The 12,475-nt window shown below is 68.9% G+C and carries 13 protein-coding genes and 1 riboswitch; of the genes, 9 read left to right on the forward strand and 4 right to left on the reverse strand.

The features are described from left to right. Positions 1–41: 41 nt before the first annotated feature. Positions 42–153: riboswitch (TPP riboswitch) on the forward strand. The 4 genes from KV397_RS01630 (at position 144) to KV397_RS01645 (ending at position 4,490) form a co-directional block, all read left to right on the forward strand. Continuing rightward, positions 144–797 (forward strand): ECF transporter S component, encoded by a 654-nt coding sequence (locus tag KV397_RS01630; RefSeq protein WP_227991824.1) that lies wholly within the window; start codon positions 144–146, stop codon positions 795–797. It overlaps the preceding riboswitch by 10 nt. Beyond that, on the forward strand, positions 794–2,251 hold the full coding sequence (locus KV397_RS01635) for an ABC transporter ATP-binding protein (RefSeq protein WP_407665294.1): 1,458 nt from the start codon (positions 794–796) through the stop codon (positions 2,249–2,251). The genes KV397_RS01630 and KV397_RS01635 overlap by 4 nt, the downstream gene beginning before the upstream one ends. Further along, positions 2,248–3,027 (forward strand): energy-coupling factor transporter transmembrane component T family protein, encoded by a 780-nt coding sequence (locus tag KV397_RS01640; protein ID WP_131493351.1) that lies wholly within the window; start codon positions 2,248–2,250, stop codon positions 3,025–3,027. Before KV397_RS01635 ends, KV397_RS01640 begins: the two co-directional genes overlap by 4 nt. Positions 3,028–3,116: 89 nt before the next feature. After that, the gene (locus KV397_RS01645; RefSeq protein WP_131493352.1) at positions 3,117–4,490 is read left to right on the forward strand and encodes a glutamate decarboxylase; all 1,374 of its coding nucleotides are present in this window, start codon (positions 3,117–3,119) and stop codon (positions 4,488–4,490) included. 6 nt (positions 4,491–4,496) lie between these two features. On the opposite strand, the gene KV397_RS01650 is transcribed toward KV397_RS01645, so the two are convergent. Further along, entirely contained in the window at positions 4,497–5,231 is a 735-nt protein-coding gene (locus KV397_RS01650; RefSeq protein WP_261812005.1) for an aminoglycoside 3'-phosphotransferase, read from the reverse strand. 151 nt (positions 5,232–5,382) lie between these two features. Between KV397_RS01650 and KV397_RS01655 the strand changes: the two genes are divergently transcribed. Both KV397_RS01655 and KV397_RS01660 read left to right on the forward strand, forming a co-directional pair. Next, positions 5,383–6,141, forward strand: coding sequence for an SDR family NAD(P)-dependent oxidoreductase (locus tag KV397_RS01655; RefSeq protein WP_047520971.1), 759 nt, complete (start codon positions 5,383–5,385; stop codon positions 6,139–6,141). 40 nt (positions 6,142–6,181) lie between these two features. Continuing rightward, positions 6,182–7,012 carry an SDR family oxidoreductase gene (locus KV397_RS01660; RefSeq protein ID WP_261812006.1) on the forward strand — a complete coding sequence of 277 codons (831 nt, stop codon included), beginning with the start codon at positions 6,182–6,184 and terminating at the stop codon, positions 7,010–7,012. Positions 7,013–7,073: 61 nt separating this feature from the next. Here KV397_RS01660 and KV397_RS01665 read toward each other — a convergent pair whose 3' ends face one another. From KV397_RS01665 to KV397_RS01675, 3 genes are all read right to left on the reverse strand, one after another. Continuing rightward, positions 7,074–7,826: a sulfite exporter TauE/SafE family protein gene (locus KV397_RS01665; protein WP_047521131.1), complete on the reverse strand. Its 753-nt coding sequence runs from the start codon at positions 7,824–7,826 to the stop codon at positions 7,074–7,076. A gap of 99 nt (positions 7,827–7,925) precedes the next feature. Further along, a complete protein-coding gene (locus KV397_RS01670) occupies positions 7,926–8,564 on the reverse strand; it encodes a bifunctional 4-hydroxy-2-oxoglutarate aldolase/2-dehydro-3-deoxy-phosphogluconate aldolase (protein WP_134352349.1) in 639 nt (212 codons plus the stop codon). An 88-nt stretch (positions 8,565–8,652) separates the two neighbouring features. Then, a complete protein-coding gene (locus KV397_RS01675; protein ID WP_131493363.1) occupies positions 8,653–9,414 on the reverse strand; it encodes a GntR family transcriptional regulator in 762 nt (253 codons plus the stop codon). A gap of 169 nt (positions 9,415–9,583) precedes the next feature. Here KV397_RS01675 and KV397_RS01680 point away from each other — a divergent pair, with 169 nt between their 5' ends. From KV397_RS01680 to KV397_RS01690, 3 genes are all read left to right on the forward strand, one after another. Continuing rightward, positions 9,584–10,285: an MgtC/SapB family protein gene (locus KV397_RS01680; protein WP_131493365.1), complete on the forward strand. Its 702-nt coding sequence runs from the start codon at positions 9,584–9,586 to the stop codon at positions 10,283–10,285. 71 nt (positions 10,286–10,356) lie between these two features. Next, positions 10,357–11,265 (forward strand): sugar phosphate isomerase/epimerase family protein, encoded by a 909-nt coding sequence (locus tag KV397_RS01685; protein WP_227991822.1) that lies wholly within the window; start codon positions 10,357–10,359, stop codon positions 11,263–11,265. Next, entirely contained in the window at positions 11,262–12,425 is a 1,164-nt protein-coding gene (locus KV397_RS01690) for a Gfo/Idh/MocA family protein (protein WP_261812007.1), read from the forward strand. Before KV397_RS01685 ends, KV397_RS01690 begins: the two co-directional genes overlap by 4 nt. The last annotated feature ends 50 nt before the right edge of the window (positions 12,426–12,475 follow it).

The raw sequence follows: 12,475 nt of genomic DNA on the forward strand, positions 1-12,475 counted from the left end.
AGCCCTGTCGCCACGCCGGTGTCGCCACCGGGTAAGATCATCAGCACAACCACGGGAGTCCGGCGAGCCGGGCTGAGAGGGAGCGAATCGCGCTTCGACCGTCGAACCTGATCTGGGTCATGCCAGCGCAGGGAGGAGTTCAGATGAGTACGTCCACGTCCGCATCCGCGAAGCAGGCATCCGCCGCGAACGGTCTGCGACCCACGTCGATCTGGCGCTGGCGCGTCGTCGACATCGTCGTCGCCGCCGTCCTCGGCGTCGCGATCGGCCTCGTCTTCTGGGGCTGGAACACCATCGGGTACGCCTGGTTCGGCGCCGCTGACGCCCTGACGCCGGGTCTCGGCGGCATCGCCGTCGGCATCTGGCTGCTCGGCGGCGTCGTCGGCGGCCTCGTGATCCGCAAGCCGGGCGCCGCGCTGGTGGTCGAGCTGGTCGCGGCGATCGTGTCGATGCTGATCGGCAACGTGTGGGGCGTCTCGACCGTACTGTCCGGCATCGTGCAGGGCCTCGGTGCGGAGATCATCTTCGCGCTCTTCTTCTATCGTCGTTTCGGCATCGTGGTCGCCGCGCTCGCGGGTGTCGGCGCAGCGGTCGCCGCCTGGGTGTTCGAGCTGTTCTACGGCAGCTCGCCGAACATCCTGAAGTCGCTCGAGTTCAACACCATCTATCTGGTCAGCGTCGTCATCTCGGGCGCGATCCTCGCGGGCGTGGTCGGGTGGCTGCTCGTGCGCGCCCTCGCCGTCACCGGCGCACTCAACCGCTTCGCCGTCGGGCGAGAGCACGTGCGCGAGGTCTGAGCGTGAGCTTCGCCGCCCCGGCCCGCGTGCAGGCTGCGGGCTGGGGCTGGCGGTATGCCGGTCGAAAGCGCCCCGCCGTCGCCGACGTCTCGTTCACGATCGAACCGGGCGAGCGGGTGCTGCTTCTCGGCGCATCGGGCGCGGGCAAGTCGACTCTGCTCGCCGGTCTCGCCGGCGTCCTGGGCGGCGATGACGAGGGGGAGCGCACCGGTGCCCTGCGCATCGACGGCGCGTCCCCGGAATCGCGGCACGGTCGTGTGGGGCTCGTCCTCCAGGACCCCGATGCCGGAATCGTGCTGTCGAAAGTCGGCGATGATGTGGCGTTCGGCTGCGAGAATCTCGGTGTCGCGGCATCCGAGATCCCGGACCGAGTCGCGGAGGCTCTCGACGCCGTGGGCCTCGACGTCTCGCCGCAGCGTCCCACGAAGGCGCTCTCGGGCGGCCAGAAGCAGCGACTGGTGCTGGCCGGCGTGCTCGCGATGCGTCCGGGCCTGCTGCTGCTCGACGAGCCGACCGCGAACCTCGACCCCGAGGGCGTGCGCGAGGTGCGGGCGAGCGTCGAGCGGGCCGTGGTCTCCTCGGGTGCGACACTGATCGTCGTCGAGCATCGCACGCCGGTCTGGGTCGATCTGATGACGCGTGTGATCGTGCTGGCGGCCGACGGCGGGCTGCTCGCGGACGGACCGCCCGAGCACGTGTTCGCGGTCCACGGCGATGTGCTCGCCGATGCGGGGGTGTGGGTGCCCGAGCGGGGCGTCGACCTGCCCGTGCTGGAGCGGGTGACGGCAGCCGATGCGCTCTCCGCCTCCGGGCTCGCGATTGCGAGGGAAGCGGGCGTCGTCGTGCAGGCGGGACTCGACCTGCACGTACCGCGGGCGAACGCGACCGTGATCACCGGGCCCAACGGGGCGGGCAAATCGACCCTTGCGCTCACGCTCGCCGGACTCATCCCCGAAGAGGCAGGAGAGGTGCGGTCGGCACCCGAGTTGGCGGGGCGCAAAGGCACCCGCCCGATCCGGTGGACGTCGCGCGAGTTGCTCACGCGCATCGGCATGGTCTTCCAGGAGCCGGAGCACCAGTTCCTCACCCAGACGCTGCGTGACGAGCTCGCTGTCGGGCCGCGCGCGCTCGGCTGGGACCGTGCGAGGACGGACGCCGTGGTCGACGATCTCCTCGAGCGACTCGGCCTCGCGCCACTCGCGCTGGCCAACCCGTTCACGCTCTCCGGCGGCCAGAAGCGGCGGCTGTCCGTCGCGACAGCGTTGGCGGGTGCACCGGAAGTGATCGTGCTCGACGAGCCGACGTTCGGTCAGGACCGGCGTGGATGGATCTCCCTCGTCGCGCTCCTGCAGGAGGAGATCACGCGTGGACGGTCGATCATCGCGGTGACGCACGACGATGCCGTGGTCCGACATCTGGGTGGTCATCGCATCGAGTTGGGGGCGGCAGCGTGACGGCGATCGAGACCGCACGGCCGGTATGGCTCGACGGGGTGAACCCGGTGACGAAGCTGGTGCTCGCCGTGCTGCTGTCGGTGCCGTTGTTCGCGTCCATCGACATCACGAGCGCGCTGGCCGCGATCGTCCTGCAGCTGCTGTGCCTGCCGCTGACCGGACTGCGTCCCTCGACGGTCCTGAGGAGGCTGCTCCCGATCATGATCTTCGCGCCGATCGCCGGCGTGAGCATGCTGCTGTACGCCGAACCGGCCGGACGGATCTACTGGACCTTCGGGTTCGCGACGATCAGCGAGGACTCCATCACCCTCGCGATCGCGGTGAGCCTGCGCGTGGTCGCGCTCGGGCTGCCCACGATCCTGCTCTTCGGCGGCACCGACCCGACCGAACTCGCCGATGCGCTGGCCCAGGTCGCCAAGCTCCCGAGTCGCTTCGTGCTGGGCATCCTGGCCGGTACGCGGATGCTGGGCCTGTTCCTGGATGACTGGCGCACCATGAGCCTGGCTCGTCGTGCGCGCGGTGTGGGGGACCGGGGCGTGCTCCGACGGTTCTTTTCCATGGCCTTCGTGCTGCTCGTGTTCGCCGTGAGGCGCGGCTCCAAACTGGCGCTCGCGATGGAAGCGCGCGGATTCGGCTCGGACATCCCCCGTACCTGGTCGCGTCCGTCGCGGCTGCACCCGAGAGATGCGGTGGCGCTGGTCGGCGGCATCGCGATCATGGCGCTCGCGCTCGCCGCTGCTGTCGTCGTGGGGACGTTCCGCTTCGTGTGGAGCTAGGGTCTGTCGCGAACCGGTCGATACGTCGGCGCGATCTCGCTACGGTGGGCGGCAAGGCCGCAAGGACGCCTCCACCGAAAGGTTCTCGCATGAGCAGTTCGCCCTCCTCCGACTACGAGCCGATGTTCACGCGCCCGGGGGAGGCGTCGGTCGCCCCGCGCCATCTGATCCCGCCCCAGGGTTCGCTCCCTGCCACGGCGAGGCAGATCGTCGAGGACGAGACGATCCTCGACGGCAACGCGCGCCTCAACCTGGCGACGTTCGTCAGCACGTGGATGGATGACGACGCCAAGCAGGTGTACACCTCGTCTTTCGACAAGAACATGATCGACAAGGACGAGTACCCGCAGACGGCGGCGATCGAGGACAACTGCTGGCACATGCTGGCGAACCTCTGGAACGCGCCGGACGCCTCGGGTGCCATCGGTACCTCGACGGTCGGTTCGTCCGAGGCGTGCATGCTGGGCGGCCTCGCCTTCAAGCGTCGCTGGCAGCAGGCGCGACGTGCCGCGGGAAAGGACACGTCGACGCCGAACCTGGTGATGTCGTCCGCCGTGCAGGTGTGCTGGGAGAAGTTCTGCAACTACTTCGACGTCGAGCCGCGCTACGTCCCCATCTCCGAGGAGCACAAGACGCTCGACGGTCACGACCTGGCGACGTACGTCGATGAGAACACGATCGGCGTCGTCGCGATCATGGGCGTCACCTATACCGGGATGTACGAGCCGGTGGCGGCGATCGCTGCGGCGCTCGACGAGATCCAGAAGGACACCGGGCTCGACATCCCCATCCACGTCGACGGTGCCTCCGGGGCGATGATCGCGCCGTTCCTGCAACCCGATCTCGTGTGGGACTTCCGTCTCGAGCGCGTGCACTCGATCAGTACGTCCGGCCACAAGTACGGTCTCGTGTACCCGGGTCTCGGATGGGTGGTCTGGCGCGAGGAGAAGTGGCTGCCGGAGGATCTCGTGTTCAAGGTCAGTTACCTCGGTGGCGAGATGCCCACGTTCGCGCTGAACTTCTCGCGTCCGGGGGCGCAGGTGCTGTTGCAGTACTACCTGTTCCTCCGGCTGGGGTTCGAGGGCTACCGTGCCGTGCAGCAGGAGTCGCAGGACGTCGCGAAGTACCTGTCGGCCGGGATCGCGGGGCTCGACGCCTTCGAGCTCTGGAACGACGGCAGCGACATCCCGGTGTTCGCCTGGCGCCTCAAGGACGGCCATACGAAGAACTGGACGCTGTACCACCTGCAGGACCGGCTCCGGATGCGCGGATGGCTCGTGCCGGCGTACCCGATGCCCGCGGATCTCGAGCAGATCACGGTGCAGCGGATCGTCGTGCGCAACGGGCTGAGCATGGACCTGGCCGCCGACCTGCTGGACGCGATCACGGCGGAAGTCGCCCACCTCGACGCCCTCACCGCGCCGATGCCATCCGATCACCCCGACTCGGCGTTCCACCACTAGGGGCGCTCAGGTCGCGTTCCAGAGGTCGCGATAGAAGGCGAGACGCTCGCGGTCGGGTTCGACTCCGTAGGCCTCGATCAGAGCGTCCTCCCACCCGGGGCCGAAGTTCCACTCGGTGCTCATGGAGGCGACGGCGATGTCGGCCCAGCGGTCGGCCACGCCCAGCAGAGCCAGGTCGACGTGCGCGAGCCAGCGGCCGTCGTCTCCCACCAGGGTGTTGGGGCAGCAGGCATCGCCGTGACTGACGACGAGGCGGTCGACCGCGGGAGCGGTCCGGAGGCTTTCCGGCACGGCGATCCCGCGTCGTTCCGCGTTCGCGATGCGCGAAGGCACGCTCCACTCCCAGGGGCACTCCCGCACGGGGAGGGCTTCATGCATCGCGCGGAGCCCTTCGCCGACTGCTCGCACTGCGGTCGCGGGCTCTGCGACCCATCGCGGGTCCACGGCGCTGAGGCCGTCGAGGGCGGCAGTGATCATCCACTCGTGCGTGTCGTCCGCCCCGCTGTCGAGCACGGTCGGCACAGTGATCCAGCCCGACGCCCACCTCATCCGTTCGGCCTCGTCGCTCAACGTGAACTCGAGGTTCCGAGGCCCCCACTTGATGTAGAACGGCTCTGCGGTGCCGGTGGCGCGGAAGGTGAGTCCGCCGTAGTCGTTGCGCCAGACACATTCGAGGTCGGCTCCCCGGGCGAGCAGGCGGACGTGTTCGGGGACGACGACGTCTTCGGCGGGGATCGACATCAATCCATCCTGCCCGACGGCGCGTGAGGAGTGATGTCGTAGGCTCGCTTTCGACGCCGTACCTCCGTTCGTGATGACACCAAGAACCACGTAGGCTGGGACCGCGTTCCATCACAGCAGCCGCACGACGACGTTCGAGGGAGAACATCAGATGCAGATCAGCGGACAGGGTGCACTCATCACCGGCGGAGCCTCGGGGCTCGGCCTGGCGACCGCACGTCGCCTCGTCGCCGCGGGCGCCCACGTCACGATCATCGACCTCGCTTCGTCGAAGGGCGCGGAGGTGGCCGACGAGATCGGCGGACTGTTCGTCGCCGCCGACGTCACGAGCGCCGAGGAGGTACAGGCGGCCGTCGCGGCCGCGCAGTCCGCCGCGCCGCTGCGTGTGGTGGTGAACTGTGCGGGCATCGCGCCGCCGGCCAAGGTGCTCGACCGCGAAGGCAACCCGGCCGTGCTCGCCGACTTCGAACGGGTGATCCGCATCAACCTCGTCGGCACGTTCAACGTCGTCTCGCAGGCATCCGCTGTGATCGCCAAGAACGAGCTCCACGACGACGAACGCGGCGTCATCGTCAACACCGCGAGCGTGGCCGCCTTCGACGGACAGATCGGCCAGCCCGCGTACTCGGCGTCGAAGGGCGGCGTGCACGCGATGACCCTTCCGATCGCGCGCGAGCTCGCGCGCCACGGCATCAGGGTCTGCACGATCGCGCCCGGCATCATGGAGACGCCGATGCTGATGGGGCTGCCGCAGGAGGCACAGGACTCCCTCGGCCAGCAGGTGCCGTTCCCCGCCCGCCTCGGCCGACCCGACGAATACGCCGCTCTCGTGGAGCAGATCGTCGAGAACGGCTACCTCAACGGCGAGACCATCCGCCTCGACGGCGCGATCCGCATGGCCCCGCGCTGACCCCGCCCTCTGAACCGCGATCGAGAACCCAGGAGAATCCATGACACTGGCAGGCAAGACCATCCTGATGTCGGGCGGCAGCCGTGGCATCGGCCTCGCGATCGCGCTGCGGGCTGCGGCTGACGGCGCGAACATCGCGATGCTCGCGAAGACCGACACCCCGCATCCCAAGCTCGAGGGCACGATCCACACCGCAGCGGAGCAGATCCGTGCGGCCGGGGGCAATGCCCTGCCGATCGTGGGCGATGTCCGCGATGACGACGACATCACCGAGGCGGTCCTGAAGACGCAGGGCGAGTTCGGTGGCATCGACATCGTCATCAACAACGCCAGCGTCATCGACCTCTCGCGCTCGCTCGACCTCGAGGCGAAGAAGTACGACCTGATGCAGGACGTCAACGTGCGCGGCACGTTCATGCTGTCCCGCGCGGCGGTGCCGATCCTGAAGGATGCCGAGAACCCGCACATCCTCTCGCTGTCGCCGCCCCTGAACCCCACGCCGAAGTGGCTCGGCGCGCACACCGGCTACACGCTCGCGAAGTTCGGCATGACGCTGGCCACGCTCGGCCTCGCGGCGGAGTTCGCGCGCGACGGCATCGCTGCCAACACGCTGTGGCCCCGCACCACCATCGCCACGGCCGCCGTGCAGAACCTCCTCGGCGGCGACAAGGTGATGGCCGCGAGCCGCACGCCCGCCATCTACGCCGACGCCGCCTACGCCGTGCTGCTCAAGCCCGCGGGCTCCTACACCGGGCAGTCGCTCATCGTCGAGGATGTGCTCGAAGGTGAGGGCGTGACCGATTTCTCCGGGTACGCAGCGATCCCCGGCACTCCCGACAGCGCGCTCTTCCCGGACATCTTCCTCGACTGACCCCCGCCTCCCCACCTCATTCGGGCAGGGCGCTTTGGCCTCGCCGATAGGGAGACCCGGGTCAGATCAGGAGGTAGGCCGCGCCGAGGATCGTGAGGATGATCACGAGGCGGTCGAACACGCGCTGGTTCAGGCGTCGCGCGACGCGCAGGCCGAGGAGCGCGCCGATCACCACGAGCGGCGCGAGGACGGCATCCATCAGCAGCACCGGAGTGGGGAACAAGCCGAGACCGGCGAGGAACGGCACCTTGAGCACGTTGATGATCGCGAAGAACCAGGCGGAGGTGCCGAGGAAGACCTGCACCGGCGTCCGGGTGGCCAGGAAGTACATCGACATCACGGGGCCGCCGGCGTTGGCGACCATCGTGGTGAAGCCACCGAGCGTGCCGTAGGCACCGGCGAGCACGATGCCGCCGGAGGAGGGCGGGACCGCTGCGTGCGCACGGTCTTGCCGCCATCGCCGCCAGAGGGTCACGCCGATCATCAGCAGCAGGATCACGCCGATCGCCCGGCGGACGATGCCGTCGCCGGCGAGCGCGAGGAACGCGAATCCGGCAAGGAGCCCGAGGACGACGGCCGGTGCGAGGCGCAGCAGCGTCGGCCAATGGGCGTGGCGGCGGTAGGCGATCAACGCGAACACGTCGCCGACCATCAGCAGGAGCAGCATCGCGGCCGTGGACGTGCGTGCGGGCAGGACGGCCGCGAACAGCGCGATCGCCAGGATGCTGCCGCCCGGGAGAGCCGTCTTGGAGATGCCGATCGTCACCGCGGCCACGGCGAGTGCGGCCCACGCCCAGGGGTCGAGCGCGATCACCGTTGCCGCCCGATCACCGTTCGAGCTCGGTACCCGCATCGCCGGCCGCGGCGGAGGCGAGCAGATCAGTGGTGGCGTCGGTCATCGTGTGTGGTGCGATCAGCCCCGCGCGGCCGAGAGTGCGGTGGTGAAGCGTGCGGCGCGCTGCTCGATGTCGGACCAGTCGGCTGCGGCGATCGATGCGCCGTTCGCGAGGTCTCCGCCCGCACCGACGGCGACAGCGCCGGCCGCGAACCACGCAGCGAGGTTGTCCGGATTCACGCCGCCGGTCGGCATCAGGGGTGCGGTGGGGAACGGGCCCCGCAACGCGCCGAGGTACGACGGGCCGCCCAGCGACGCCGGGAAGATCTTGACGACGTCGACGCCCAGCTCCAGCGCGCCCATGACCTCGGTGGGGGTCATCGCTCCGGTCATCACGACGCGGCCGGTGTCGAGCATCGACCGGGTCAGATGGGGCAGGGTGCCGGGGCTGACGAGGAACTCCGCGCCCGCATCAGCGGCCTGAGTGGCCTGGGCCGCGGTGGTCACCGTGCCGGCACCGATGTACGCGGCGTCGCCGTGACGCGCGACCAGTTCGCGGATCACCGCCGGCGCATCGGGTGTCGAGAAGGTGACTTCGATGCCGGTCACGCCACCGCGGATGATCGCTTCGGACGCCTCCAGGGCCAGCTCAGGGGAGGGGGCGCGGAGGACGGCGAGGATGCCGGTGCTGCGGGCGCGGTCGAGGCGGTCGGACATGAGGCTCCTTGCGGGGGGGGGATCCCTCCATTCTCCCGGGCGTCCCCTGTAATGACAACTCGGCCAGAAGACGGACGTATGCGCCGGACTACTTCGCGACGAGCGTGGTCTCGAAGCGATACAGGTCGGGGCGGTAGCAGTGGTGGCCGAGCTCGATCGCAGCGCCTGACTGGTCGAACGAGATGCGCTCCATGGTCAGCAGCGGACCGCCCGCCTCGATCTCCAGCAGTTCTGGTTCATCGGCCTCTGCGCGGCGTGCGCCGATCTTCTGCTTGGCGACCCGGATGGCGATGCCTCGGGCGCGGAGAGCCTGATAGAGACCTCGGGACTCGAGTTGTTCGGCGGAGATGTCCGCGAACTCGCGAGGGAGGTAGTTCTCGAGAACGGCGACGGGAACGCCGTCGGTGCTCCGTCGGCGTCGCAGGTGGAGGACCTCCGCACCGGGGGGCAGGGCGAGTGCCGTCGCCACTTCTTCCGAAGCCGGGATCACCTCGTGCGTCAGCACCTGCGTGCCCGGTTCGTGGTGGGCGCTCTGCAGGTCTTCGAAGAGACTGGTGAGTTCGACCTGGCGGGTGACGGAACCCTGCACGACCTGGGTGCCGATGCCCCGTCGGCGCACGAGGAGTCCCTTGTCGACGAGTTCCTGGATCGCTCGTCGGATGGTGGGTCGGGAGAGGCCCAGCTGCTCGGCGATCGACACCTCGTTCTCGAGGCGGGCGCCGGCGGGGATCGCTCCGGATTGGATCGCGCTCTGCAGGCGCGTGGAGACCTGGAAGTAGAGCGGGACCGGACCCGTGCGGTCGATGTCCGCGAAGAGATCGTTCGGCCACGGGGTGACGAGATCGGCCATGGTCCTCCGCTTTCTGTGGGGAGTCATATTGTAGCGACAATCATACGATCCACCCCAGACCCGACTTTCCGGGAACTTCGAGCGGCGATGCGTGGCGAGGGGCGGCGCTGAGCAGCGAAAAGTCCTGAGGATGCTTAAAGTGTTATTGTGCTGACATGAAGGAGTCGGCGTGAGCTACGTGTGGGATCCGCACCTGTTCGTGGAGCTCGGTCTCCTCGCCTTGGCCTTCGTGCTCTCGGTGGCGGTCGGTGTCGAGCGCTCCCGGAAGCTCAAGAGCGCGGGGCTGCGCACCCACGTCCTCGTCGGGATCGGTTCCGCCATCTTCACCCTGATCTCGGCGTACGGATTCGAGGGGGTCCTCGGGCCTGACGTGGCCGTCGACCCCTCCCGCATCGCGGCGCAGGTCGTGTCCGGGATCGGGTTCCTCGGGGCCGGCGTGATCTTCGTGCGCAACAATGCCGTGTCGGGGCTGACGTCGGCGGCGACCATCTGGGTCGTGGCGGCGATCGGCATGGCCTGCGGTGCCAACATGCCTCTCCTGGCGATCGCCGGCACCGGGCTGCATCTGCTCACCGTCGGTCCGCTCTCCCGTGTGCGCGATCGTCTGCGCCCGGAGCCCGAGAGGCTACGGGTCACCGTCCAGTACGAGGCCGATCGGGGTGCTCTCCGTGAGGCGCTCGCGGCCGCCGAGCGACGCGGTCTGCCGGGCACCCTTCTCGGAGCGGCCCGGATCCACGGCGATTCCGACATGCGCGCGACCCTCGAGTTCGTCGAGGCCTCTCCCGACAAGCGCTCGGACCTGATCGACGCGATCGCGCGGCTCGATGGCGTGCGTTCGGTCGCCGTCCAGGGAGCCTCCGATGATGATTGATGCATATGTAATTACCTGCTAACATTTTTACTGGGCTTCGGTCCGACCGTTCAATGGAGAAAGGAAATCGAGTGATCCGTATCGCGAATGCGCCGGTGAGCTACGGGGTCTTCGAGCTCGCACGCCCGGACCTCGTCGCACTTCCCGAAGGCGAGGAACTTGCGCGCTGGATCAGCGAGGCCGGCTACCAGGGCATCGATCTCGGACCGGTCGGACTTCTCGGACGAGGCGCGGAGCTGACGGATCGCCTGCGGCGCCACGGCCTCGAACTCGCGGGCGGATGGGTGGACCTTCCGTTCGCCGGTGCCGACGACGACTTCGCCCGCGCGATGGCGAACCTCGATGACATCCTCGACGTGTTCGTCGCTGCGGCGGAGACCGGGCCGCCCCTTGCTCCTCTGCCCACGCTCGCCGACTCGGGCAGCGCGGCACGCAAGGCGCGTCCTGGTGGCGCTCCCGAACTCACGCTCCGTGGGGACGACTGGGCGCGGTTCGCCGATCGCGTCAACATCGCGACGGCGCGTGTCCGCGATCGCGGGCTCGAGCCGACCTTCCACCACCACGCGTGCACGTATGTCGAGACGCCCGAAGAGGTCGACGCGCTGCTGGCATCGACCGACGTCGGTCTCACCTTCGACTCCGGTCACCTCCTCATCGGGGGCGGCGACCCGCTGCCCGACTTCCGCCGGTGGCGTGACCGCATCAATCACCTGCACCTCAAGGACGCGCGCACGCGGATCCTGCACGAGGCGTTGCAGGCCGATGACCCGATGCGCTCGGTCTGGGAGAAGCGCGTCTTCGTCCCGCTGGGGCAGGGGGATCTCGCCGTCACCGAACTCGTGGACGAGATCATCGGCAGCGGATACAGCGGCTGGCTCATCGTCGAGCAGGACGTCGTGCCGCGCTCGACCGCTGAGGTCGAGCGGGCCAAGGCCGAGCAGGTCGCCAACCGTGACGCCTTGCGGGCGTGGTTCGCGTGAGCGTCACCCGCGTCGCCGTCATCGGGTTGGGGGCGATCAGCCAGAGCGTGCACCTGCCGATGCTGCGCAGGAACGCGGAGGGCTTCGAGATCGCCGCACTCGTCGATCTCTCCGCCGAGCGCACCGCCGACATGGGAGCCCGCTACGGCGTCGCCGCGGACCGCCGGTTCTCGTCGGTCGATGCCCTCGTCGCTGCGAAGGACGACGGTGTGCTCGCGATCGACGCCGCCATCCTCGCCACCACCGGCTCCCACGCCGGCGACACGCTGCGGCTCGTGAAGGCCGGCATCCGTGTGCTCGCCGAGAAGCCCCTCGCCTACTCGATCGCCGAGCTCGACGCCCTTGCCGCCTACGCCGTGGACGCCGGGATCGACCTGCGTGACTGGGTGCGCGTCGGCTACATGAAGGAGTACGACCTCGCGTCGCAGCACGCGAAGCGCCTCCTCGCCGACGTCGACCTGCGTGCGATCAGCGTGCAGGTGATGCACCCGCTGGACGGCTCGCAACTGGAGTACGCCCGCCTCGCGGCGCGCACCCACGACGTCTCCGCGGAGGTGCTCGCCCCGCTGATCGCAGCGACGGGGACGATCGTGGACTCGGCCGTCGGCGCCGACCTCCCGACCGACCTGCGCACGCTCTACACGAACGTCGTGCTGGGTTCCATCGTCCACGACGTCGGACTGCTCCGTATGCTCGTCGGCGGTCTGGGCGATGTCGACTTCGCCCAGCACTGGGGTCCGAAGATGCCGGGATCGGTGCACCTGCGGGGCACGCTCGCTCGTGACGATACCCCGTGGACCCTCGATTGGCACTACATCGACGGTTACCCCGACTACCAGGAGACCGTCACCTTCCATCACGAGACCGGAACCGTCGAACTGCTCTTCGGTGTTCCGTACGTGACCAATCTCCCCACCGTCCTCCGCGTGACGGAGAGTCACCCGGAGCTCGGCATCCGCGTGAGCGAGTCGCGGTGGATGCAGCAAGAGGCTTTCGAGAACGAACTGTTCGCGCTGGCGGCACTGGTCCGCGGCGAGCGTCCCGACGGGGCGAGCGTCGAGGAATCGATGGCCGACGTGCGGGTCGGGCAGCGGATGATCCGCGCGCTCGCGCTCTCGAAGGGCGTCACGCTCGACCTGGGCGTCGAAGCCGCGCAGTAGTTCACCCACATCCGCGACCGAGCGCATCCGCTCGGCGTTCAGCGATACAG

Source organism: Microbacterium aurugineum, assembly GCF_023101205.1.
Lineage (GTDB): Bacteria > Actinomycetota > Actinomycetes > Actinomycetales > Microbacteriaceae > Microbacterium > Microbacterium aurugineum.